18 protein-coding genes are annotated in these 25495 nt (G+C 58.9%); 10 read left to right on the top strand and 8 right to left on the bottom strand.

The window, feature by feature from the left end:
- Positions 1 to 349: 349 nt before the first annotated feature.
- Positions 350 to 5479: a dermonecrotic toxin domain-containing protein gene (locus FPT12_RS06600; RefSeq protein WP_371922504.1), complete on the top strand. Its 5130-nt coding sequence runs from the start codon at positions 350 to 352 to the stop codon at positions 5477 to 5479.
- Positions 5480 to 5567: 88 nt separating this feature from the next.
- On the opposite strand, the gene FPT12_RS06595 is transcribed toward FPT12_RS06600, so the two are convergent.
- The 6 genes from FPT12_RS06595 to FPT12_RS06570 all read right to left on the bottom strand — a co-directional run bounded on the left by FPT12_RS06595 (position 5568) and on the right by FPT12_RS06570 (position 12531).
- Entirely contained in the window at positions 5568 to 6782 is a 1215-nt protein-coding gene (locus tag FPT12_RS06595; RefSeq protein WP_145015167.1) for a hypothetical protein, read from the bottom strand.
- A gap of 88 nt (positions 6783 to 6870) precedes the next feature.
- Positions 6871 to 7371, bottom strand: a complete 501-nt coding sequence (locus FPT12_RS06590; RefSeq protein WP_145015166.1) for a CS1 type fimbrial major subunit — start codon at positions 7369 to 7371, stop codon at positions 6871 to 6873.
- A 33-nt stretch (positions 7372 to 7404) separates the two neighbouring features.
- Positions 7405 to 8148, bottom strand: coding sequence for a molecular chaperone (locus FPT12_RS06585; protein WP_145015165.1), 744 nt, complete (start codon positions 8146 to 8148; stop codon positions 7405 to 7407).
- 43 nt (positions 8149 to 8191) lie between these two features.
- Complete coding sequence (locus FPT12_RS06580; protein WP_145015164.1) at positions 8192 to 9406, bottom strand: hypothetical protein; 1215 nt, start codon at positions 9404 to 9406, stop codon at positions 8192 to 8194.
- A 4-nt stretch (positions 9407 to 9410) separates the two neighbouring features.
- The gene (locus tag FPT12_RS06575) at positions 9411 to 11933 is read right to left on the bottom strand and encodes a CS1-pili formation C-terminal domain-containing protein (RefSeq protein ID WP_145015163.1); all 2523 of its coding nucleotides are present in this window, start codon (positions 11931 to 11933) and stop codon (positions 9411 to 9413) included.
- Positions 11934 to 12042: 109 nt separating this feature from the next.
- Positions 12043 to 12531 carry a CS1 type fimbrial major subunit gene (locus FPT12_RS06570; RefSeq protein WP_145015218.1) on the bottom strand — a complete coding sequence of 163 codons (489 nt, stop codon included), beginning with the start codon at positions 12529 to 12531 and terminating at the stop codon, positions 12043 to 12045.
- Between the two features lie 534 nt (positions 12532 to 13065).
- On the opposite strand from FPT12_RS06570, the gene FPT12_RS06565 reads away from it, so the two are divergent.
- Together FPT12_RS06565 and FPT12_RS06560 are read left to right on the top strand one after the other, a co-directional pair.
- Entirely contained in the window at positions 13066 to 13644 is a 579-nt protein-coding gene (locus FPT12_RS06565) for a PadR family transcriptional regulator (protein WP_145015162.1), read from the top strand.
- The gene (locus FPT12_RS06560) at positions 13641 to 14426 is read left to right on the top strand and encodes a siderophore-interacting protein (protein ID WP_145015161.1); all 786 of its coding nucleotides are present in this window, start codon (positions 13641 to 13643) and stop codon (positions 14424 to 14426) included. Before FPT12_RS06565 ends, FPT12_RS06560 begins: the two co-directional genes overlap by 4 nt.
- Positions 14427 to 14523: 97 nt before the next feature.
- On the opposite strand, the gene FPT12_RS06555 is transcribed toward FPT12_RS06560, so the two are convergent.
- Together FPT12_RS06555 and FPT12_RS06550 are read right to left on the bottom strand one after the other, a co-directional pair.
- Positions 14524 to 15183: a Pr6Pr family membrane protein gene (locus FPT12_RS06555; protein WP_145015160.1), complete on the bottom strand. Its 660-nt coding sequence runs from the start codon at positions 15181 to 15183 to the stop codon at positions 14524 to 14526.
- A 9-nt stretch (positions 15184 to 15192) separates the two neighbouring features.
- Positions 15193 to 15423: a VF530 family DNA-binding protein gene (locus tag FPT12_RS06550; protein WP_123425128.1), complete on the bottom strand. Its 231-nt coding sequence runs from the start codon at positions 15421 to 15423 to the stop codon at positions 15193 to 15195.
- Positions 15424 to 15723: 300 nt separating this feature from the next.
- On the opposite strand from FPT12_RS06550, the gene FPT12_RS06545 reads away from it, so the two are divergent.
- The 7 genes from FPT12_RS06545 (at position 15724) to cmoB (ending at position 25459) form a co-directional block, all read left to right on the top strand.
- The gene (locus tag FPT12_RS06545; RefSeq protein WP_145015159.1) at positions 15724 to 17106 is read left to right on the top strand and encodes a carbohydrate porin; all 1383 of its coding nucleotides are present in this window, start codon (positions 15724 to 15726) and stop codon (positions 17104 to 17106) included.
- A 145-nt stretch (positions 17107 to 17251) separates the two neighbouring features.
- Positions 17252 to 19663, top strand: coding sequence for a glucose/quinate/shikimate family membrane-bound PQQ-dependent dehydrogenase (locus FPT12_RS06540; RefSeq protein ID WP_145015158.1), 2412 nt, complete (start codon positions 17252 to 17254; stop codon positions 19661 to 19663).
- 313 nt (positions 19664 to 19976) lie between these two features.
- The gene (gene lon, locus FPT12_RS06530) at positions 19977 to 22397 is read left to right on the top strand and encodes an endopeptidase La (protein ID WP_145015156.1); all 2421 of its coding nucleotides are present in this window, start codon (positions 19977 to 19979) and stop codon (positions 22395 to 22397) included.
- Between the two features lie 117 nt (positions 22398 to 22514).
- Positions 22515 to 22907 carry a protease inhibitor I42 family protein gene (locus tag FPT12_RS06525; protein ID WP_145015155.1) on the top strand — a complete coding sequence of 131 codons (393 nt, stop codon included), beginning with the start codon at positions 22515 to 22517 and terminating at the stop codon, positions 22905 to 22907.
- Between the two features lie 2 nt (positions 22908 to 22909).
- Positions 22910 to 23545: a lysoplasmalogenase gene (locus FPT12_RS06520; RefSeq protein ID WP_145015154.1), complete on the top strand. Its 636-nt coding sequence runs from the start codon at positions 22910 to 22912 to the stop codon at positions 23543 to 23545.
- Between the two features lie 181 nt (positions 23546 to 23726).
- Positions 23727 to 24506, top strand: coding sequence for a carboxy-S-adenosyl-L-methionine synthase CmoA (cmoA, locus tag FPT12_RS06515; protein ID WP_178098629.1), 780 nt, complete (start codon positions 23727 to 23729; stop codon positions 24504 to 24506).
- Entirely contained in the window at positions 24503 to 25459 is a 957-nt protein-coding gene (gene cmoB, locus FPT12_RS06510) for a tRNA 5-methoxyuridine(34)/uridine 5-oxyacetic acid(34) synthase CmoB (protein ID WP_145015152.1), read from the top strand. The genes cmoA and cmoB overlap by 4 nt, the downstream gene beginning before the upstream one ends.
- Positions 25460 to 25495 lie beyond the last annotated feature (36 nt).

Below are 25495 nucleotides of genomic sequence, written 5' to 3'. Positions count from 1 at the left end.
CAAGGCGCGAGGAACGCAGTCTGGTTGTTCCAAATAAGTTCCGAGCAACGCAGCCCTGCGTCAAATGGGCCCCGCCCCTTCGGGTTGCGCGCCAACGTGCGCGAGGCTGCGTTGCAGGATTTGCCAAGGGAACAACCATTGGCGGCATCCCGCGCCTTGCCTCGCACACGTTGGCATCGCAACGCGGTTCGTCACCAAACGTCAACAGACCCTAGCAGGTGGTATTTAGTTATTTTTCAGATTCGAATATTCACCGTTTTACCGGCAAGAAGCGCCGTTTGAGCACCGATATTCAGACTTTTGTTTTGAGCCCCGACCGATAGGCTGATCATTCTTAAAACGATCAAGGATGATTAGCATGTCTGGCTCTCCCACGCCTGCCCAAAATACCCATAAAGGCCGGCACTACGCGTTCATCAAGAACACCCTCAGCGAAAATTTCAAAACCGCCACCGTTGGCAGAGGCAAGGCACTGACGGCCACCGCGCTGAAAATGGAGCCGTGGTACACCACGGCGCCCGCCGCCCATCATGACCAGCTGAAAGCCGCCAACCTCAAAGCCTGGGGCTCTCAGAACCAGGTCGACAAACTGTTCGAAAAACTGCAGGACATCCATTCGTTTGCCGCTCCCCTGCTCCAGGAAAAGCTCAAGGAAAAATACGGCATCGCGGATGACGTCAAAACAACGTACCTGCGCCTGTACCTTCCCGCGAATTTGCCCTGGTACACGATCAACGTCTCAGTCGGTGTCACGACCCGAACCGTCTCCCTGCTGGATGCGGCGCTGCACAACTTCGCCAAGACCGAAACGGTCGGCGCCGACTCGCAATTCATCACCCAGCCCGACAAACGCGGGCACTTCGATGTCCTGCCGATCAAACAGAAAATGACCATCAGCCAGTTCCAGGCGCTGTGCCGGGAACTGGATATTGGCGCGCTTTATAAAGCGCACCTCGAGAGCTTTCTGCTTCCCGGTGAGCCCGTAGCCGAAGCGGTAATGAAGCTCAAGGTAAGCGAGAGCCAGAAAGACGCACTCACCGTCGCCGCGCAGTTGGCGTTGATGACCGGAGATATCCAGTACGACGCCTACAAGCTGATGCTGGATCTGGCAAAGGACGAACCTCGACTGCTGCTCAATGGCAGACAAATGCTGTGCTGCGACCTGTCCATGATGGAGACGCGTCTGACCGGCATCGTCCTGTTGATTCCTGCCGTGCGGGACAGCAGAGGCCTTCGACGGCTCATTGCGTATGTCCCCCATGACCCGGATCACCCGCTCAAGGAATATGAATCGCCGGACGCCTTCATGAATGAGCTGTCGCGCCAACTGCGCGAAGACAAGATCGGCACAGCATCGCAGCGGAGTTATCGACAGTTTTTCAGCCAGTTCGTCGATCAACAGCAGCGCGGGCATTTTTTCGCAGATCTCGACCGACGTCTCCTGACCGTCAGATGGCATGAGAAAACGGATTTGACGGACCAAAGTCCAACATGGCGTGAGGACCCTGTGTCTCGCCCTCACCTGCAATTCCAGCACCTGCCAATACAAAGGGATTACTGGACACACGCCTACCAGCAAAAGCTCAACAAGATCCTTAACGACGCACGGGAAATCGCCGTATCCACCGCCGACACGGACAGCAAGGCGCGCTGGGCCTGGTGGGATAACTTCAAGAAAATCGTCTCGGACATCTTCAACGTCGCCCTGTTGATCGCCACACCGTTCGTGCCGGGATTGGGCGAACTCATGATGGCCTACACCGTTTATCAGCTGTCCTACGACGTCATCGAGGGGATCGTCGATCTGGCTGAAGGCCTCGGTCTTGAAGCGGCCGAGCATGTGATCAGCGTAGTAACAGACGTCATTCAACTGGCAGCGTTTGGAGCGGGTGCCGAAATAGGCAGCGCGTTCAAGCTCAAACTGTCGCCGCTGGTCGAGGGCATGAAACCCGTCAGGCTGCCCGATGGCAAACAAACACTGTGGCATCCCGACCTCGAACCTTACGAACAGAAAAATCTCAGCCTGTCGGCCGATTCGAAACCCGACAAGCACGGCCTGCATCAACACGCCGACCAGCAAATCCTGCCGCTGGACGGCAAGCTCTACTTCGTCGAGAAATCCTCAAAGGAGCCGATCTCCAAAACGCACCGTATCAAGCACCCCACTCGTCCTGGTGCCTACTCGCCCAAGGTGGAACACAACGGCCATGGCGCCTGGGTGCACGAGGCGGAGAATCCGGTCAACTGGGAAGGTGAAACCTTGATGCGTCGTCTCGGCCACAGCGTCGATCGCTTTTCGCCCACTGAACTGGAGCAGATCCGCATCAGCAGCGGCACTGACGACAACGTGCTGCGCCGGATGCATGTCGAGAACGCTCCGCCGCCACCGGTGCTGGCTGACACCATCAAGCGCTTCAGCGCGTATGACGAAACCCGGATAGCGAGTGCGAATATTCGTCGAGGACGACCGATCGAGCCCTCATCCGTCTGGTTTGAACCGATGATGACAAGCTTGCCAGGATGGCCTTCCGAACGGGCGCTGAAGGTGTTTGAAAATGCGGATCTGACAGGGAACTCGCGCCAGTACGGTAATGCCAATGCAACGGAAGCCAATACGTTGAGCATGAGTCTCGCCGATCTCACTTCCGGCCAACTGCCGGAACGTGTCCTGGGCTTTTTGAATGAGACCGAGATCAAGGCTTTGCTCGGCCGCGATGTACCTAGCGCTGGGCGCCTCAAGGCATTGCGCGACCAACTGGCGGATGCCGTCGACGGACGTAAGGGCGAGATATCGAAACGCCTGTACCAGGCAGGCGAAAGGTCAAGCAAGGCGGAGGTCCGCCTGCTGAGGCAACCCTTCCCGGACATGCCGCTGCCCCTCGCCGAAACCGTCCTGACTAACGCCAAGGCAGCCGAGCGCACGATAATGGTCGATGAAAATCGCCTGCCGCTACGCCTCAAAACCCAGGCCCGCGAATTGAACTTCGAAGCCGGAACCGCTAGAGCCTACGACGGCTTTTATCGGGACGAACTGGTGGTACCGGATACCGAGCGGCTGGCACTGAATACGCTCAAGTTCAATACCGATGGCTTCGGCGACTTGCGCATCGAGGTATTTGACGGCACCTATGACGGCACACTGCGCTGCAGCGTCGGCCCGGATGACGCCTCGACGGTCAGGCGGCTGATCAGAGATGAGCATGGCAAGTACGAGGTGCTCGACGGAGCCAACAAGAAACTTCACGAAGCCGGCGACTTCTACGAATCGCTCCTGCGCGCCCTGCCTGACGACAAACGCACCGCATTGGGATACCGACGGGGCCAGGGTCGCCTGCTCAAACTGTGGGTCATGGAAAAATCCGAGCCGGCTGCCGAGCGCCGGACATTGCTGGCAGAACCGCCCATTCGCCGTGTGGCCGACATTGAAACCGTCAACCTGGTGCGCGGCCCGGCGCTCTCCAAAACCCCAAAGACTCCGGAAGACAGGGTCAAAAACCTGTATCCCAATTTGAGCGAACAGGAGGCAAGAACCTTCGTTGAGGCCTTGCGTGCCAAGGGTGATCCCGACCAGGCCATTGACCAGCTCAGGGATGAAGTCGATGAGCTGAGGAATACATTGGCTGAATGGGAAAATAAAGTGTTGGGCTACGTTTCTGTCGACTCAGGCCCCGGAAAAGATTATTCCGACTTCAGGTCTAAGGGCGGAAGACACATTCGGGAACGACTTCTTGAATGCTTCGAACGCAAAAGCAAGGTATTCGGTGAACGCAGTAGCCATCCAGAAGGCGGTTATACGCTGAACTTGTCCACCGAGTTCACGGGCCCGAACCTCGATCGTTGGTGGGCGGATCTGCGCGAGCAAGCCAATATCAAAAAATACCTCGATCAAGTGACCGTGCTAAGTCTGGACAACGCTCGTTTTTCTCCCGACGACACAGGACTGTTGAACGACTTCACCAACCTTCGTCATTTGAGCGCCCGTCAATGCGGGCTGACCGGAGTGCCATCCACTATCGGCCAGATGCGTCATCTCGAAACCCTGGATCTGGTGGACAACAGGATCAGTTTGACACCCGATTCCGCCGAGCAGTTGAGTGGCCTCACCCGCCTGCAAACGCTCAACCTGAACGGCAATCCACTGAGGCAGCCCCCGGATGTCGGTCGCATGTACCGATTGAATGAGTTGAGCCTGGCAAATACCGGTATCCAGACCTGGCCTGAGGGTCTGTTCAAGGTCGGTGCTGTAAATAAAAATCGTCCACGAGGTTTTATGCTGGATATGCGACAGTCGCCGATCAATGCCCTGCCCAAGGTCACTCCAGGTTCCGATCAGGCATTCGTGCTCAGCCGCGCGCGTTTCGATACGGCGAAGCTTTCCGATGCCGACCGGACCCGTTACGGCAACTACCGCCAGTCCGTGGGCTTTTTCCGACAGCAGGCCTATTCGCCGGCGGTCAGGAACGAGATCGCCAATTGGCAATCGTTTCCCGAAGAGTCTGTCGGTTTCAGCCCCTCGGTGTCTTTCACCAAGTACCGGGAGGAATCCTGGCAAGACGTGATGGCGGAACCTCGCTCCGACGGTTTTTTCAGCATCATTCGCAAGCAAAGGGAGAGCGCGGATTACCAATTCGACAGGTCTCGCAGGCAACTGACCAAGCGGGTCTGGGAAATGATCGACGCCGTAGCGCTTGATTCAGAACTGCGCGAAGAACTGTTCAAGCAGGTTCTGGATCCGAAAAGCTGCGAGGATGGCGGCGTACAGCTGTTCAACTCCATGGGGATGAAAGTGCTGGTATCCCAAGCCTACGCAAAGCCGACATCGGCCAAGGCTCTGGACAACGAACTCGCAAGACTGGCCCGCAGTGCTGCCCGTCTGAGCAAGGTGGGCGACGCGGCCAGAGAAGAGATCGGCAGACAGGAACAGCAACACCTGATCAACCCGCGCAACCTTGCGCCGGATGACGTTGAAGTACACCTCGCGTTCGAGACGGGACTGTCCGGGCGTCTGGAACTGCCTTGGCGGTCCGAGGGCATGCGCTATCAGCTGCGCTCCGGGGTGGACGAAACCAAAATCAACGCGGCCTACGATGCGATCATTGATCGTGAGAAAGGTGACGGACTGGTCAACGGGATGATCGATTTATTTTCCGATCCCTTTTGGGAGCGCCATTTGCGCAGAACTCATCCGACGCAATACGAAATCAATGATCGTCTCTTCGAGGCAAAACCGGGGCTACTCGATGATTTGCGCGAGGCGCAGGCTGAATGGGCCAGCTCCAACGCTCAAACGCGACCGCACCAGCTCGCCCGAAGGATGGAAAACCTGGCGGATCAACTGGGGATTCCCCAGGCTGACGTTTTCAGCGGTGAAGCAATGAGCCAGGCACGTTACGACGGACTGTTGGAAGACATCGGTTATGCGCGCAACGACCTGTCCAGAAAACTGACCCGCGAAGCGTTGGCCAGAGCCGGGCTTTGATCCTCGGTTGACTCAGCGTGACATCAGCCAGCCCCTTCCAGGGCTGACTGACCGGCACCACGCCCAGCCCACTTCCTGACCGAAGCGTTCACACTTGGGAATCCCAGATCACGGTAATGTTGCCCTCATAGGGTCTGTTCTGGGTGTTATTGATCAACCAACTGGTTTCCCTCTCACCCATCTCGAAATGTAACGTCCCCGGCTTCCGATCGACATAGATGCCGGGCTGAAACGCAGGGGTAACAGAGCGACTCAACGGCATTCGCCTGACCGGTTGCCCGCTGCGGTCGGTCAATCCGTGAGGCAGACTGACACTGACATTTACCATCCCTCCATAATCCGACTCGCGGTCACGTATCCCGCACCCTGTCTCCAGATCCACCTCACAGTCGAGCTTCATCGCGAACCTGGACGAAGCGGAAATATTGAATAGTTGATCGCGATGAAGACGCACAGGCTTGCGCCCTTGCTCCAGCCACCTCTGCCACCCGCCTTGAGGTTCCAGCAGGACTTTGTTGCCTCCGGGCGGAATCTCCACCTTCAGAGTGTGCTGAACGTCGAGGACGAAATCCAGGACCAGACTGCTGTCGTCCGGATGCAGCAAGGGGCCCAGATCGAAATCGGCGCCGGGGCCCATCGTGTAGGAAATGGCACCGGTGTAGAGCCCACTCGACATGCCTAAAGGATTAGGCGTGCGTAGTTCATAGGCAAAATCGAGTGTTTCAAAGGAGATGGACGGAATTCTGAAAGCGGCCACCTTGACACAGGGCGCCTCCACTGGCGATTTCCAGAAAAAACGGTAGGAATGGGTACCATAGGCCCCAACACCGCTATAACGACAGGGCTCCGCTGCATAGACCCAACCGTTGTTGGTCCAGAGCTTATCATGGCCTTCGCGTGCGTTCGGTGCTCCAGTCAGATTGGCAGCTGAATCACTCAGGACGAAGTTGGAGCCAATGCCAGTGATGCGCACATCAACCGTCTCCGTTTCCTGGGTTTCCCTATTGGTCACGGTCAGCTGCCGCCAATTGGCCGGTACCTTCAACGGGATACCTTCGCCGGGTACGATGGCGCGACTTGAACTGAAACGAACCGGCAACTCAATACTGAAGATATTGTTTTCGGTGCATTGACCCGGAAAGTTCGCGCAATAACCACTGTTCGGCGTTTTGTTGAGAAATACATTTCTGTTGGGTTGAGAAGGATCCGGCTGGAACAACGCCCTGATTTCCCGGTTCACCGCCTCTGCCGAAGGCATGCTCAACGCCACTAACAACCCCAGCCAACCCTTGGATTTTTTCATGCTTTAACCTGTTTCTAATCGGTGGATATTACGTCGCTCAGGGTTTCCGGCGTACACCGCAGATCATCACTCCCGTTATTTGCAGAACTCACTCCCCCGGTGCCTTGGCACTGAACAGCATCAACACGTTGCCGCTGTAGTCCCCCGGCTTGTAACCTCCCTCAGGTTTCACCGGGTCGATCTGCAGCAACACCCGCGAGCCCGTCATTGCGTCGGCCGCCGACACCACTTGTCGCGGAGCAATGTCCGGACTCAACTCCACTCCGTTGAAACTGACCCGCAGCGCGATATCGTCGCTGGGCCTGCCGTTGGACAGGAACGGTGCCTCCTCCAGGCGCGCTTCAATCGCGCTGCTGTCATGGCGCACATCAAAGTGCTTGCGCACGCTGCTCAAGGTCGAATTCGAGAGGTTCCAGTTCAGTCGCTGTGGCCGCTGGATCCAGTCCGCTTCAGCGGGGATCACGTAAAACGCGAGCGTCGGGATAGTCACTGACACCTCGAAGGTGTGCTCCTCCCGGGCAGCCCATGTCGACGAGCCCATCAGTACGGTGATTGCCGTCAGCGTGACGGCGGCGCATTGCTTGATCATGTTCGATACCCGTTGCGTCAATGGAAAGCCGGCCTAGCGGCTGACGATCTTCAGGTTTTTCTTGCTGTCGCCTTCGATCAGGGTGAACCGGTATTCACGTCCCTTTTCCTTGTCGAAGGCATAGGTCTTGCCCGCCATGACGTGGTGTTTGGTGGTCGCGCCACACTCACTCTCATTACTCAATGAGCAGCTTTTGAATTCATCGATGATGACCACCGTGTTGCCGTTGTTGCGCAATTCGTAGCGCTTGTCGGTTTCGCTGACAACGCTTTCAAATCGAGCGTCTTTGGGCCGAACGAAGAACACGGTACCGAACCCGGTCATCACGTTGACCCCCGCCGACAGGTTCTTTTTGTAGTCCTCGCGTTCTTCGCCGGACACCGCGAACTCATCTTCCTTTTCCGGCACCACTGGCACGAACCGCACACGAAAGTAGCGCTCGCGGTCACGCTCGCCCATGTACAACAGACGGGTGCCCTGCATCCCCTGCGCCGGAACGATCAGCCGCGCCGGGCTGGCCATCAAGCCATTACGCGAGGCCCCACCAGCGGACGTCGTGACCGGTATTTCCTTCGGGGTGCCGTCGGTGTCGTAGACGATTTCCAGCACGTTGACCTTGACGAAGGCCGTGCTGTCCCCGCTATTGAAGATTCGTTTCAGGTAAGTACTTTTGTCACCATCCAGATAGTCGTACACGGTGCCGACATTGATCTGCGGCCCAGCCTGTACCGTCAATGAACACACAAACAGCACACACACCCATAACAGACGCTTCATCGCCCTCAACCTCATAAAAAATAAAAGATGACCGACCCGAAGGTCAGACTTCGGAATCCCAGATCACGGTGATGTTGCCTTTATAGGGTCTGTTCTTGGAGTTGTTGATCAACCAGCTGGTTTCCCTTTCACCCATCTCAAAATGCAACGTCCCCGGCTTGCGATCGACATAGATGCCGGGCTGAAACGCAGGGGTAACAGAGCGACTCAACGGCATTCGCCTGACCGGTTGCCCGCTGCTGTCGGTCAATCCGTGAGGCAGACTGACACTGACATTTACCATCCCTCCATAACCCGACTCGCGGTCACGTATCCCGCACCCTGTCTCCAGATCCACCTCACAGTCGAGCTTCATCGCGAACCTGGACGAAGCGGAAATATTGAATAGTTGATCGCGATGAAGACGCACAGGCTTGCGCCCTTGCTCCAGCCACCTCTGCCACCCGCCTTGCGGCTCCAATATGACTCGATTGCCCCCGGGTGGAATCTCCACTTTGAGGGTGTGCTGTACGTCCAGCACGAAATCCAGGGTCAGGTTGCCGTCGTCCGGTTGCATCAGTGGCCCCAGATCGAAATCGGCGCCAGGTCCAAGGGTGTAGGCCATTGAACCGGTATAAAGGCCGGAAGACATGCCCAACGGGTTGGGGGTACGCAGCTCATAGGCAAAATCGAGGGTATTGAAGTACATGGACGGAATGGAGTAAGCCGCTACCTTGACGCAGGATGCCTCTACAGGTGCTTTCCAGAAAAAACGGTAGCTGGCAGGGCTGTATGCCCCGACGCCGCTGTACTGACAGGGCGCAGGCGCATAAACCCAACTGCTGCTGGTCCAGAGTTTTTGATGGCCCTCACGGATGTCGCTCACCCCCACCAGGTTGGCAGCCGTGTCGCTCAGAGTAAAATTCGAACCGATACCGGTGATGCGCACTTCAACGGTCTCCGTTTCCTGTGTCTGCGCGTTAGTCACCGTCAGTTGTCGCCAGTTGGCGGGTACCTTCAACGGGATACCTTCGCCGGGCACGATGGCGCGGGAGGAGTCGAAACGCACCGGCAACTGGATACTGAACATCGTGTTTTCGGCACATTCGCCCGGATAGTTCGCGCAATAACCACTGTTCGCCGTTTTGTTGATAAATACGTTTTTGTTCGGCTGAGAAGGATCCGGCTGGAATAACGCCCTGATCTCCCGATTTACCGCCTCCGCCGTTGGCATCGCCATGACCATCAGCAACCCCAGAAAAGATGCCTGTTTTTTCATAGGTTCAGCCCGCCTTCTGTTCGGTGGAGGTGACATCAGCCAGGGTGTCCGGCGTACAGCGCAGATCACCAATCATCAACACGTTGTTTTCACTGCGATGTCGGCTTGCATCTAGGCGGAACTGGCACAGCAACTCATTGCCCTGGCGCACTTCCAGCGTCGGTGAACCGGCATTCATTTCCATCGAGAAGAAACCATCGACTTCCGTCACCCCGCGACTGGCATGGTTGATCACGTGATGCCCCTTGAGCGGCTGTCCTTGCGCATCGACCAGCCGACCGAGCACGGTCAGGGTTTTCATCACCCGCACCTTGCGGTATTCCACACCGCCCTTGTTCAGGTGATAGCGTGAGCGTGACGGCTCGATGGCCGCTGCCGGTGCATGGTTGCCCTCGAAGTCGAAGCTCACCGAACTGTTCTGGTATGCCGTGATCGGGATAAAGTTGCGCCCCGGCCTCAACGCTGCGCTGCCGCCGCTGTAATCGTCGGCGCGCAGGACGATGTCATCGATGTCCGATTCCACGTCGACGATCAGTCCCGCGCCGCGCATCTCATGCTGACTGGTCAGCACCATTTGCTCCCCGCCAACGACCAGGGTGCTGTCCAGGTTCAGGCCACCGGTGAAGTTGCCGTTATAGGACGAACGCTGGATAAACCCATCGCCATTGACGGCATCGGTGCGAAAGTTCGCCAGGCTGGACATGCCCACGCCGTAGGTGTCGGTGAGCGCAGTCACCGAAACACTTTGCAGCGCATGGTCTTTCAAATCCTTTCGCCAGCCGAGCGAGGCATTGTTGTCGCGACTGCCATCGCGGGCCGTGCGCGAGCCGATGCTGCCGGTGAGCTGCTGGCCGGGCGTGCCCAGTGCCAGATTGATACTCAAGTCAACACCGCGATTGCGCGCATCACCGCTACTGAAGCTGCCGGGCCGGTCGAACAACGACAGCCGCCAATTGGCATCGCTGCCCAACAGCACAGTGCGCTGGGTCCAGCCCAGATCCAGGCCGACGCCTTCGACGTTGCCCTCGCTGTGCGACACCCGGGCATTGACCGAACTTTTGCTGCTGAGCCGATGGTTGAGCGCAAGCGATGAGTTGCTGGTCTCACCGACGAATACATTGCGTTGCCGCACCCGAGTACCGTCCGGCAGGGTTTCGTAGAGTTCGGTGGTATCCAGCCAGCTGCGGTTGTGACTGATTACCAGGCTACCGGAGCCATAGTTATAGAGGCTTTGCAGATCGAGACCCGTGCCATGATCCTGCGTCTGGTAAACGTTGGCATACAGGCTCAGATGATTGGCCAGGGTCCAGTCGATGGAACTGCCGTATTGCAGTTTTTCACGAATCTGCCGCGCCGATAGCCCGAGAATCACCCGCGGATGCATCAGGTAATTGATCGAGGCGCCCGCCGTGGGACTGCCGCTGGACTGTTGATTCCAGTTGCTCAGCAGCTTTTTTTCTTCACCAGCGAACAGGTTGTAGCGCCAGCGCTCGTCGAGGTTGCGCCAGTTGTTGGGCTTGTAGACCAGCTCCTGGGTGGTGGAAGTGATCTGGCCGTCTTCGATCAGGCGCACTTCCACTTCGTAGATCCCGCCCGGCAGCGGTCGGGTGTCGAGGGTCTGTAAACCGGCGGGCACCGACTGGGTATTGATTAACAGACCGTCGCGATAGATCTCCACCGAACCCTGGCGATTGGCCGTGACATAAATCGGGTAAACGCTGGGCATCGGACTGTTGATGGCCAGACTGTCGGAGCTGCCGTACATGACGCCGACGGCCGTGTCGGGGCTGGTACCAAACGTACGCGGTTGGCGAGTCAGCCCTTCGGAATTGGGGGTGAAATAGCCCAGGCGAACAAAGCTGCCCTGCAATTCACGTTGGGTGTAGAGCTCATATACCGAGTGATAAAGCTTGTCCTCCGGCCCCCCGAGACGAGCCAGCTGCAGGTTGAGGGTCTGGCTCCAGTTGCCCAGGCTGCCACTGGCTTCCAGACCAAAGCGGCCGCCCAGATCCTGATCCTGCCCACCGTTGAGGTTGAGCTGATTGCGTACCATCAGGCCACTGCTGCCGCCTTCCGGCTGATCGTAAAAACGCTTGGTTTCAGTGTCGCGTTCGGCATGTTCAGTGACGATCGACACCAATGAATTTTCGAGGTTGTAGTGGATCGCCAGCATTTGTTCCGGGCACGTACCGGCACAAGCCCCCAGTGTCACGCCAGGCTTGAGGTAATCGGCCCAGGTTTCACGCTCACTCGCACTGAAGTTGCTGACGCTGGTATCGGTAAAATCGAGCAAGGTAATGCGGTCATCGCGAGATAACACAATCATGGCCTCACCAAGCGGTTGCTGGTCGAGCTCAACCCGAACCGCCAATGGCACGTCGAAGAAGTGTTCCTCGAACTCCGCCGGCAACCCTTTGGCTTGGGCCAATAGACTTCTCGGTGTATGACCAACAGGAGCGGGCGCTGCAAATGCACTGCTACAAAACAGCAACGCAAGCGCAGCCGCGATGGGCGTCATCGGGAACATGAACGAGCACTCTGATTACAGATAGGTTAAAGCCCGGCCGGCAAACAATAGTGTTTGCCAACCGGTTACGTTACTTAGGCAAGTAAGCGTTTACTGTCATTCTTTTTATTCAAAGAGCGACAGGCGGAACAGCGTCAAACAACATGGTGACTTCACCGGTGTAATCGCCTGGAGCAAAGGTCGTGCCTTTTGCACTAATACGCAGAGGGGCGCGATAGTTCACGTCCGACTCTGCCTCGCCCACGACCATTTGTGGGGTGTTGCCGAGTTCTTTGTTGTTGAGCTCTACTTTCAGGTCAATGGTGTCGGAACCGGAGATGAGTTTCGGTGTGCCTTGCACGCTGGCGTGAACCGAGCCGTTGTTGTTACGCACGTCGAAAAAGCCGTTTACCTGGCGCATGGAGCCTGTCGCCGGGTTGTGGCTCATGTCCTGATCCTTGTTCACCAGATCCGGATCGACTGGAACGACGTAAAAGCCATTGGTCGGAACGTGGGCCACCAGACTGATGGAATGATTGGCTTCGCCCGCTGCAAACACGACGGAAGAACCCAGCGCCAGAATAGCCAAAGGAGCCGCAATTACGAATTTTTTGAACATCACTCGATACCTGTCTTTTTAATAAGGATTGGATCATCGAACGTTAAAACAAACCGAAGGCCAATCACGCAGAGTGATAGCGTTTTGTCTTAACTTTCAACGCCAGCAAATGATCGAGTAATTCCTATGGAAAGTAAGCAGGCAAGTTCCGGCGAACCTGTAGCCAGGGCGCCGCAGATAAAGAGTGACAAAACCCGACATATCAATAAAAACTGTTATTAACCGTAAGAGCCAGACTACAGACAGAAAAGTAAAAAAAACAATACAGAACACTCGCTGATGTACGGCTCGTCATTCCAACGCTCCATAACTAGCAAATAAAGGCTCGAACCGAACGATTAGAGAGTTAACACTAATTTTCGAAGGCATGATTGTATTAAAACCCGCATTTTTTCGATATTGAATTGTCCGACAATTGTACAAACAAGCCCCTGACCTTCTCCCGCGCCTGTGCTCGACCGCTGGTCCTGCGTTCTTGCGTTTCGGTAAAGATATATCTTAAGTTGTATCTAAACACGACGAGAGAACGCAAAAATGAGAGACCATCATTCCCATCGCGAGCATAGCGAAGGTCGCGACAGCTTCGAAAAACGCCCAGGGCCCGGACGCGAGCGCGGGGGACGCGGCCCCCGGGTATTCGCTCCTGGCGATCTGAAATTGCTGCTGCTGGCGCTGATCGCCGAGCAGCCCTGCCACGGCTATGACCTGATCCGCCAGATCGAAAGCATGTTCGACGGCGCCTACTGTCCCAGCCCTGGTGTGATCTACCCGACGCTGACCTTTCTTGAAGAAAGCGAAATGATCCTGGGCGACGCCGATGGCGGAAAAAAACGCTACAGCATCACCGACGCCGGACGTCTGTCATTAAGTGAACAGGCGATTGCCCTGGACGGCGTGCGTATGCGCATCGAAGTCAGCAAGCGCTCATTGCGCGGCCATGACCGGCCGGCCGAGATCCATGAAGCAGTGCACAACCTGCGTTATGCCTTGCAGATGCACCACGGCCGCTGGAGCCCGGAAGAAATCCTGCGGGTGCGCGACCTGCTCAATAACACCGCCAAAGCCATCGTCGATGGCCCTGTCGTTCAACCCGCTCAGGAGCAAGCCGAATGACTGAAGTCATTGTGCAAACCATTCACCGTGTCAGCCACGAGCTCAAACGCCGCCGCCTGCAAGTGCTGCGGGTGGTCGACCTGACCCCGCGCATGCGCCGGATCACCCTAGGTGGACCGGAGCTGGCCGGCTTTGTCAGCCTCGGAACCGACGACCATGTAAAACTGTTTTTCCCACAAAACGCCGCGGAGCACGCAGCGCTGGAAACCCTGGTGTTGGGCGCTGGCAAGGACAACGGGCCACTGCCAGCGATGCGCGACTACACGCCACGTCGTTACGATCTGGACACGCTGGAACTGGACATCGACTTCGTATTGCACGGCGATGGCCCTGCTGCGACCTGGGCTGCACAGGCCACACCCGGCCAGTTCCTGCACATCGGCGGGCCACGGGGTTCGATGGTCGTGCCGGACATCTTCGACAGCTATCTGCTGATTGGTGACGAGACGGCCCTGCCCGCCATCGCCCGCCGCCTCGAAGGCCTGGCGGCCAACCGTCGCGCGCTGGTGGTGTTGGAAATCGAGAACGGCGCCGAACAGCAAATCCTCGAGAGTCAGGCAGAGGTCAAGGTGATTTGGGTCTTGCGCGAAGCCGGTAAAAACCACCTGCTGAGCACCGTGCAACAACTGCCAATGCCTAGCGGCGAGTTGTATGCGTGGATTGCGACAGAGTCCAAAGTCTCACGACAGATCCGCCGCGTGCTGCTGGACGAGAAAGGCTTGAATCAGGATCAGGTGAAAGCCGTAGGCTACTGGAAGCTGGACGACAGCGACGAGGAGTAACAGGGGTTCAAAAGATCGCAGCCTTCGGCAGCTCCTACATATAGCCCCCCGTACACCCGTAGGAGCTGCCGCAGGTTGCGATCTTTTGACCTGGCTCCTACGCCGCTCGCGGTCGATGCCAGCGATCCAGCCCGACCACCACCAGCGCAATCAGCACAAACCCCAGCAATATCCCGCTGGCATTGATGAACACCTGGGGATAACCGAGTTTTTCGACATCAATAAAGGGATACGGGTAAAGCCCCAGCGAGTGCCCGCGCAGCAAGGTAAAAGCGAAATACAGCACCGGGTAAATCGCCCACAAACCGATGTGGCCAAGGCGCAAGGTGCCCTTGGGCACGCACCGCCACCAATAGAACAGAAACAGCAGCGGCATGACGTCATGCAGCAGCTCGTCGGCGATGAACTGCCAGCTCTGCGGATGCCACAAATGCCGCAACAGCAGGCTGTACGCCAGGCCGACCAGGGTAATGCTCACGGCAATCCCGCTGCTGACCCACGGCTGCAAAAAGAACGCACGGCCCTTCGACTCGCGTGACGTCACGGCACAGGTCAGTACCGTCGCCACCAGCGTATTGCTCAGGACCGTAAAGTAACTGAAGTAGCTCACCAGCCCACCCAGCTGGCTGGCGCTGACACTCCAGCGACCGTAAAACACCAGGTACAGCTGAATGCTCAATCCCAACCAGCCCAGCACGGCGGCCGAGTGGGTAAAACGGCTCATGACGGGCGACAGTCGAGTCGGCTCGGCGGGCATTGCGATTCCTTAGAGCGGACGTTTGGTGCGCATCAACTTCACGTAGAGTTTTTCGACTTTCTCGCGGGCCCACGGGGTTTTGCGCAAAAAGGTCAGGCTCGACTTGATACTCGGATCGCTCTTGAAGCAGCGAATGTCGATGCGCTCGGCCAGCCCCGACCATTCGTAGTGTTCAACCAGGGCGTTTAGGATCTGTTCGAGGGTCACGCCGTGCAGCGGGTTGGTGTTCTGTTCGGTCATGCCGGGCCTTTGAACGAAGAAAGTAGAGGAAGCCGCGCACCTTAGCCGAGGGTGTCCTGCGGTGGAAGGACTCTGTGCGCTATCCGTTAAATGTAGGTGAACTCTGAAAGATCGTAGCCTGCGGCAGGGGTGACCGCACACTGTTACCAAATCCGAAATGATCCATGTCAAGAAAATCCCTTTCTCTCTTTGTTACAGATCATTATCCTTGCAAGCCTAAAAGCTGAATCGTTTCATCTGCCCGATTTCCCCTCGCAGCGTTCAGCTCTCTTCCCCTAAAAGACCAAGAATTCCTTCTCTATGCCTGACATTCAGACTTTGCGAGACAGCGCTGTCCGCCCCACTATTGCTGCTCGAAAAGCCATAAGCCTGATCGGTGGGCTCGGCGCCCTCGGCCTTGCCACTTGCACTCAAGCTGCCCCTGCATTCGATAGCGACTCACCGTGGATGCTCGGCGACTGGAACGGTACACGGACCGAACTCGCGGAAAAAGGCTACGACTTCAAGCTCGACTACACCGGCGAGATGGGCAGCAACCTGCACGGCGGCTACGACCATGATCGCACCGCGCGCTACAGCGACCAGTTCGGCCTCGGCACGCACCTGGACCTGCAAAAGATCCTCGGCTGGCACGACGCTGAATTTCAGCTGACCCTCACCGAACGCAGCGGCAACAACATCAGCAACGACCGGGTCAACGATCCGCGTGTCGGCGGTTTCACCTCGGCCCAGGAAGTCTGGGGCCGTGGCCAGACCACCCGGCTGACGCAGATGTGGTATCAGCAGAAATTCTTCGATCAGAAACTCGACATCAAGGCCGGCCGTTTTGGCGAAGGCGAAGACTTCAACAGCTTCCCCTGCGACTTCCAGAACCTGGCGTTCTGCGGTTCTCAGGTCGGCAACTGGGCCGGTGGCATCTGGTACAACTGGCCGGTCAGCCAATGGGCGCTGCGGGTCAAATATCACCTGACGCCTGAGCTCTACGCACAGATTGGTGCGTACGAGCAGAACCCGTCGAACCTGGATCGCGACAACGGCTTCAAGCTCAGCGGCAGCGGCACCCAAGGCACGGTGCTGCCGGTGGAGCTGGTGTGGACACCAAAACTCAACGGTCTGCCGGGCGAATACCGCGCCGGTTACTACTACAGCAGCGCCAAGGCCACCGACGTCTACAAGGACAGCAATGGCCAGCCCGCCGCCCTGAGTGGTCAGCCCTACCGCAGCGCATCGAGCAAGCACGGTGTCTGGCTGGGCGTGCAGCAGCAACTGACCAGCCGCGCCAGTGATAACTCGCGGGGCTTGAGTGTGTTTGCCAACGGCACAATGCACGACAAAAATACCAACGCCGTCGACAACTATGTTCAGGCCGGCGTCGTCTACAAAGGCCTGTTCGATGCACGCAGCAAAGACGACATCGGCTTCGCCATGGCCCGGGTTCACGTCAACCCGGCCTTCCGCAAGAACGCCGAGGCGATCAACCAGGCGCACGCGGTCTTCGACTACAACGACCCGTCCTACCTGCCGCCGCAAGACACCGAATACAGCGCCGAACTCTATTACGGCGTGCACCTGACCAACTGGCTGACCGTGCGCCCGAACCTGCAATACATCCGCCATCCGGGGGGGGTGAATGAGGTCGATGACGCGCTGATCGGCGGGATAAAAATCCAGTCCTCGTTCTAACCAACGGCACAAAACCTGTGGGAGCAAGCTTGCTCCCACAGGGAATGCATCAACTGAACTGTTTGTACTGAAACCTGCCCGCGCCTGATCATCATCTACAGTGAACAGGCGCGGGACTACTTAAAACGTCACGGAGAACCACACTATGAGCACTGATGGTGCTTTGAGTCGAAGCCGTCTGCTACCGAGCCTGCTCGGTATCGTGCTTCTGCTAATGGGCCTGGCCTTGCTGGCCGGGGGGATCAAGCTGAGCATGCTCGGCGGCTCGCTGTATTACCTGCTGGCCGGGATCGGCCTGGTGCTGACCGGGATTTTGCTGCTGGCCGCCCGCCGTGCAGCGTTGGGCCTGTACGCCGTGGTGCTGTTCGCCAGTACGGTGTGGGCGCTGTGGGAAATCGGTCTCGACTGGTGGCAACTGGTGCCGCGCCTGTCGCTGTGGTTCGCTCTCGGCGTAGTCCTGCTGTTGCCGTGGTTCCGCCGTCCATTACTGCGTGATGGCGCCGCTCCGCTGGGCACCGCTGCTCTAAGCGTGGCCGTGGTCCTGGCCGGCGCCACCGCGGTTGCCAGCCAGTTCACCCACCCGGGTGAAATCATGGGCGAACTGGGCCGCGACACTGCCGACATGACCAGCACCGCGCCAGCAATGCCCGAAGGCGAGTGGCAGGCCTATGGCCGCACCGAATTCGGCGACCGCTACTCGCCGCTGAAGCAGATCACCCCGGCCAACGTCGGCAAGCTGCAGGAAGCCTGGCGCATCCGCACCGGCGATCTGCCGACCGCCGATGACCCGGTGGAGCTGACCAACGAGAACACCCCGCTGAAAGTCAACGGCATGCTCTATGCCTGCACCGCCCACAGCAAGGTGCTCGCGCTGGACCCGGACACCGGCAAGGAACTCTGGCGCTTCGACCCGCAGATCAAGAGCCCGGTGGGCTTCAAGGGCTTCGCCCACATGACCTGCCGTGGCGTTTCCTACTACGACGAGAACGCCTACGCCAAGGCTGACAACGCTTCGGCCGCAGTCATCTCCGAAGCTGGCAAAGCGGTTGCGCAAGCCTGCCCGCGTCGCCTCTACCTGCCTACCGCCGATGCTCGCCTGATCGCCCTGAACGCCGACACCGGCAAAGTCTGCGAAGGCTTCGGCGATCACGGTGTGGTTGACCTGACCCAAGGTATCGGCCCGTTCACCCCCGGCGGCTACTACGCCACCTCGCCGGCGGCGATCAGCCGTGATCTGGTGATCATGGGCGGTCACGTCACCGACAACGAGTCGACCAACGAGCCGTCCGGCGTGATCCGCGCCTTCGACATCCGCGACGGTCACCTGGTCTGGAACTGGGACAGCGGCAACCCTGAGGCGACCGAGCCTTTGGCGCCGGGCAAGACCTACACCCGCAACTCGCCGAACATGTGGTCGCTGGCCAGCGTCGACGAGAAACTGGGCATGGTTTATCTGCCGCTGGGCAACCAGATGCCTGACCAATGGGGTGCCGACCGCACGCCGGGCGCAGAGAAATTCAGCGCTGGCATCGTGGCCCTGGACCTGGCGACCGGCAAGGTGCGCTGGAACTTCCAGTTCACCCACCACGACCTGTGGGACATGGACGTCGGCAGCCAGCCGACCCTGCTCGACATGAAGACCGCCGACGGCGTCAAGCCGGCGCTGATCGCACCGACCAAGCAGGGCAGCCTGTATGTGCTCGACCGTCGCAACGGCACACCGATCGTGCCAATTCGCGAAGTGCCGGCACCGCAAGGCGCCGTCACCGGCGACCATACCGCGCCGACCCAGGCTCGCTCGGACCTCAACCTGCTCGCTCCGGACCTGACCGAGAAGGCCATGTGGGGCGCCAGCCCGTTCGACCAGATGCTCTGCCGCATCCAGTTCAAGCAACTGCGCTACGAAGGCCAGTACACCCCGCCGTCGTTGCAGGGCAGCCTGATCTATCCGGGTAACGTCGGTGTGTTCAACTGGGGCAGCGTATCGCTCGACCCGGTTCGCCAGATGCTGTTCACCAGCCCGAACTACATGGCGTTCGTCTCGAAACTGATCCCGCAGGCTGAAGTGGCGGCCGGGAGCAAGCGCGAGAGCGAGACCTCCGGCATCCAACCCAACACCGGCGCACCGTACGCAGTGACCATGCACCCGCTCATGTCGCCGTTCGGCGTACCGTGCCAGGCTCCGGCCTGGGGCTACGTAGCCGGCATCGACCTGACCACCAACAAAGTGGTCTGGAAGCGCAAGAACGGCACCAGCCGCGACAGCTCGCCACTCCCTATCGGCCTGCCGATCGGCGTGCCAAGCATGGGCGGTTCCATCGTTACTGCCGGCGGCGTTGGCTTCCTCAGCGGCACCCTGGACCAGTACCTGCGCGCCTATGACGTCAACAACGGCAAGGAACTGTGGAAGTCGCGCCTACCGGCCGGCGGCCAGGCCACGCCGATGACCTACACCGGCAAGGACGGCAAACAGTATGTACTGCTGGTAGTTGGCGGCCATGGTTCGCTGGGCACCAAAATGGGCGACTATGTGATCGCTTACAAACTGGCGGAATAAGCGTTAACCGCCGTTAAAAAGAAGGCGACTACCGCGAGGTAGTCGCCTTTTTTGTGGGCCAGATGCCCCCTGATCGTTCCCACGCTCCGCGTGGGAATGCATCCTGTGACGCTCTGCGTCACGCCGTGAAGGGACGCGGAGCGTCCCGGGCGGCATTCCCACGCAGAGCGTGGGAACGATCAATAAGTGCTCCCTTGCCACAGGTTTTTGTGTGTTTCGGTTGAGTACGAAACACCCGCTAACAACTCCCCCCCATTGAAACCACCCACCACCTGCCCCATCTATCCCTCATACCCCATTGCGCAGGTGCCCCATGAGCGACCAGCAAGAATTCCCGGATAACCCAAGCGACTACGCCGACCCCGAAAACGCCGAACACCCCACCTCATCAGGCAAAGGCCTGGCCCTGCCCGGCCAGAACCTGCCGGACAAGGTCTACATCATCCCGATTCACAACCGCCCGTTCTTCCCGGCGCAAGTACTGCCGGTGATCGTCAACGAAGAACCCTGGGCCGAAACCCTCGACCTGGTCGCCAAGTCCGAACATCACTCGCTTGCGCTGTTCTTCATGGACACCCCGCAGGAAGACCCACGGCATTTCGACACCTCTGCCCTGCCGCTCTACGGCACCCTGGTAAAGGTCCATCACGCCAGCCGCGAAAACGGCAAACTGCAATTCGTCGCCCAGGGCCTGACCCGCGTTCGCCTTAAAACCTGGCTCAAGCACCATCGCCCACCGTACCTGGTGGAAGTCGAATACCCGCACCAGCCAAGCGAGCCGACCGATGAGGTCAAGGCCTACGGCATGGCGCTGATCAACGCGATCAAGGAACTGCTGCCGCTCAACCCGCTGTACAGCGAAGAGCTGAAAAACTACCTCAACCGCTTCAGCCCCAACGACCCGTCGCCACTGACTGACTTTGCCGCCGCCCTGACCTCGGCCACCGGCAGCGAGTTGCAAGAAGTGCTCGACTGCGTGCCAATGCTCAAGCGCATGGAAAAAGTCCTGCCGATGCTGCGCAAGGAAGTCGAAGTCGCGCGCTTGCAGAAAGAAATCTCTGCCGAAGTGAACCGCAAGATCGGCGAGCACCAGCGCGAGTTTTTCCTTAAGGAACAACTCAAGGTCATCCAGCAGGAACTGGGGCTGACCAAGGACGACCGCAGTGCCGACGTCGAGCAATTCGAGCAGCGGCTGGAGGGCAAGGTCCTGCCACCGCAGGCGCAGAAACGCATCGAAGAGGAAATGAACAAGCTGTCGATCCTCGAAACCGGCTCGCCGGAATACGCCGTCACCCGCAACTACCTGGAGTGGGCGACAGCAGTGCCGTGGGGCGTTTATGGCGAGGACAAACTCGACCTCAAACACGCGCGAAAAGTCCTCGACAAACACCACGCCGGGCTCGACGACATCAAGGACCGGATCCTCGAATTCCTCGCGGTCGGCGCTTACAAAGGCGAGATCGCCGGTTCCATCGTATTGCTGGTCGGCCCACCGGGCGTGGGCAAGACCAGCGTCGGCAAATCCATCGCCGAGTCGCTGGGGCGGCCGTTCTATCGCTTCAGCGTCGGCGGTATGCGCGACGAAGCCGAGATCAAGGGCCACCGCCGCACCTACATCGGCGCGCTACCGGGCAAACTGGTCCAGGCGTTGAAAGACGTTGAGGTGATGAACCCGGTGATCATGCTCGACGAAATCGACAAGATGGGCCAAAGCTTCCAGGGCGACCCGGCCTCGGCGTTACTGGAAACCCTCGACCCGGAACAGAACGTCGAGTTCCTCGACCATTACCTCGACCTGCGTCTGGACCTGTCGAAAGTGCTGTTCGTCTGCACCGCCAACACCCTGGACTCGATTCCCGGTCCCTTGCTCGACCGGATGGAAGTGATTCGCCTGTCGGGTTACATCACCGAAGAAAAGGTCGCCATCGCCAAGCGTCACCTGTGGCCAAAACAGCTTGAGAAAGCCGGGGTATCCAAAGCCAGCCTGTCCATCAGCGACAGCGCGCTGAAAGCCTTGATCGACGGTTACGCCCGCGAAGCCGGGGTACGCCAGTTGGAAAAACAACTGGGCAAACTGGTGCGCAAAGCCGTCGTGAAGCTGCTCGACGAACCGAAAGCTGTGATCAAGCTCGGCCCCAAAGACCTCGAAGCCTCACTCGGCATGCCGGTGTTCCGCAACGAACAAGTGTTGTCCGGCACCGGGGTCATTACCGGCCTGGCCTGGACCAGCATGGGCGGCGCAACCTTGCCGATCGAAGCCACGCGCATTCACACCCTCAACCGCGGCTTCAAGCTCACCGGGCAACTGGGCGATGTGATGAAGGAATCGGCCGAGATCGCCTACAGCTACGTCAGCTCGCACCTCAAGCAATTCGGTGGCGACGCGAAGTTCTTCGACGAAGCCTTCATCCACCTGCATGTACCCGAAGGTGCAACACCGAAAGACGGCCCAAGCGCCGGCGTGACCATGGCCAGCGCCCTGCTCTCGCTGGCGCGCAATCAGCCACCGAAAAAAGGCGTGGCCATGACCGGTGAACTGACGCTGACCGGGCACGTGCTGCCGATTGGCGGGGTGCGCGAGAAAGTGATCGCGGCGCGCCGGCAGAAGATCTTCGAACTGATCTTGCCGGAGCCCAACCGTGGCAGTTTTGAGGAACTGCCGGATTACTTGAAGGAAGGGATTACCGTGCACTTCGCCAAGCGCTTTGCGGATGTGGCGAAGGTGTTGTTCTGACCTCCGCGACCTAATCGTTCCCACGCTCTGCGTGGGAACGATCATCCATCCCGTCACACTTTGATTCATCTTCGGTTATGCTCGCCGTTCGTCGTGAATACCGGAGCCGCTGACCTTATGTCCCCCACCCGCCTGTTTGTCCCCCTGAGCCTCGTCCTGCTGGCCGCCTGCGCCACTCAACCGAAACAGAACGTGACGGTGGAAAAACAGAGCGAATGCCCGGTGCAGCTGAACAACGGGCAACACCTGATCCTGACACTGCCGAGCAACCCGACCACCGGTTATCGCTGGGCGATCCAGGATTCGGCCGGTGGCGTGCTGCGGGCGATCAGCCCTGAGGTTTACACCAACCCGGAGAACAGCGGGCTGGTGGGCAGTGGCGGGCAATCGACCTGGCGCTTTCAAGCGTTCGCTGTGGGCAACGGGCGTCTGCGTCTGACTTATCAACAGCCGTGGGAACCGGAAGTCGAGCCCGCGCAAACCTTCGACTGCGCGATTTCGGTGAACTGATCATGGGCTGGCTGATTCTGGCGCTGATGGGCGCGGTGACCTTTCTTTACGGAGTGAGCGTTCACGCTGAACTGCTCTGTCTGTTGGTCAAACCGTTGCCCGTTTTGGCGCTGCTCGGCTGGTTGCACGACGCACCGCCCAGCGACTATCGGCGCTGGATCAGCCTTGGCCTGATGTTTTCCGTGCTCGGCGACGTGCTGCTGGCGTGGCCGGGGGATTTGTTCGTGTTTGGCCTCGGCGCGTTTCTGGTGGCGCACCTGGTGTACTTGAAAGCCTATTTGAGTGATTGCCGGCGCTTGGCGCTGGTGCCGCTGATCTTCGCGCTAGGCGTCGGTGCCGTGCTGCTGGGGATCCTGATCAGCCATGGCCTGGGGCCGTTGCTGCTTCCGGTGATCGTTTACGGCGTGGCCATCAGCGCCATGCTTTGGCGTGCCCTGGCCCGTTTGGACAGTGATGTGCCCAAGCGCTCGGCACTGTTGGCCGCAGGTGGTGCGCTGGCGTTTGTGTTCTCGGACAGCGTGATTGGCATCAGCCGTTTTGTAGTGCCGTTTGAAGCCGCTCCCTATGTGATCATCCTCAGCTACTGGTTGGGGCAATGGGGGATTACGGCGTCGGCGTTCCACCAAAAAACGCGCTGAACCCATCGCGAGCAGGCTCACTCCCACATTTGATTTGTGCTGCACACATAGTAAGTGCCCGACTCAGAACCACTGTGGGAGCGAGCTTGCTCGCGATAGCGGTTTCACTGACGACGCAAACTTCAGCGCCTGTAGGCGGTTTATCAGACAACCCGCGCATCCGCGCGCCAAGTTGGCTAAAATGCCGGCCTTTTCCACATCCGCCGCTGGAACCGCCGTGAGCAAAGAATCCGATCGCCTTTTCGCCCAGCCTTTGGCCCAGGTGCCTGACTTCGCCTTTAACGAGGACGTGGTGCGGGTGTTCCCGGACATGATCAAGCGCTCGGTGCCGGGTTACCCGACCATTGTCGAAAACCTCGGCGTGCTCGCGGCGCAGTTCGCCCAGCCGGGCAGCGTGCTCTACGACCTTGGTTCGTCGCTGGGCGCGGTGACCCAGGCCCTGCGCCGTCACGTGCGCACCGACGGTTGCCGGGTGATCGCGGTGGATAACTCGGCGGCGATGGTCGAGCGCTGCCGCGAATACCTCAACGGCCAGGACTCGATGTTCCAGGAGTTGCTGCCAGTAGAGGTGATCGAAGGCGACATTCTTGCCCTCGACTTCCAGCCGGCCTCGGTGGTCGCGCTGAACTTCACCCTGCAATTCATCGCCCCGGAGCAGCGCACGGCACTGCTCAGCCGTATTCATCAATCGCTGGTGCCGGGCGGTGCACTGATTCTGTCGGAAAAACTGCGCTTCGAAGACGCGCAAGAGCACGCGCTGCTCACCGACCTGCACATCGCCTTCAAACGCGCCAACGGCTACAGCGAACTGGAAATCGCCCAGAAGCGCAGCGCCATCGAAAACGTCATGAAGCCCGACAGCCTCGAAGAACACCGCGAACGCCTGCTGGCCGCCGGGTTCTCGAAAGTCGTGCCGTGGTTCCAGTGTCTTAACTTTGCCTCGTTGATTGCCTTGCCATGATTGATCTGTCTCCCCTCGCCCGCCGTCTGGCCGGCACGCCGCTGGCCGACTGGGCCAACACCCTGCAAGCGCAACTCGACGTAAAAATGGAAAAAGGTCATGGCGACCTGGAGCGCTGGCAGAGTGCGCTGGACGCCTTGCCGAAGATTCAGCCGAGTGAAGTCGACCTGCTGAACGGCCTGACACTCGACACCGACTGCGACGATGAAACCCGCGCGCAAATGCGTACCGCATTGATGGGCTTGTCGCCGTGGCGCAAAGGCCCGTTCGACCTGTTCGGTGTACACGTCGACACCGAATGGCGTTCGGACTGGAAGTGGTCGCGGGTCGCCCCGCACCTGGACCTCAAAGGTAAACGCATCCTCGATGTCGGCTGCGGCAACGGCTACTACATGTGGCGCATGCTCGGCGCCGGTGCCGACAGCGTGATCGGCGTCGACCCGAACTGGCTGTTCTTCTGCCAGTTCCAGGCGGTGCAGCGCTTCCTGTCCGAGCCCAATGCCTGGCACCTGCCGTTTCCTTTTGAAGACCTGCCACCGAATCTGGAAGGCTTCGACACCGTGTTTTCCATGGGCGTGTTCTACCACCGCCGCTCGCCAATCGAACATTTGCTGGCGCTGAAGGATTGCCTGGTCAAGGGCGGTGAGCTGGTGCTGGAAACGCTGGTGATCGAAGGCGATGAGCAGCAGGTGCTGGTGCCGGAAGACCGTTATGCGCAGATGCGCAACGTCTGGTTCCTGCCGTCGGTGCCGGCGCTGATGCTCTGGCTGCGCCGTGCCGGATTCAGCGATGTGCGCTGCGTGGATGTCAGCGTGACCACGGTCGAGGAACAACGCGGAACCGAGTGGATGAAGTATCAGTCGCTGAGCGACTTCCTCGATCCGGACGATCACAGCAAAACCATTGAAGGCCTGCCAGCGCCGATGCGCGCGGTGATTGTTGCCCGTAAATAACGCCCCCGATCATTCCCACGCTCTGCGTGGGAACGA

The sequence above is a fragment of the Pseudomonas sp. H3(2019) genome (assembly GCF_007713465.1).
Lineage (GTDB): Bacteria > Pseudomonadota > Gammaproteobacteria > Pseudomonadales > Pseudomonadaceae > Aquipseudomonas.
The sequence above is the reverse complement of the archived record's forward strand: the minus strand, read 5'-3'. Positions and strand labels throughout refer to the sequence as shown.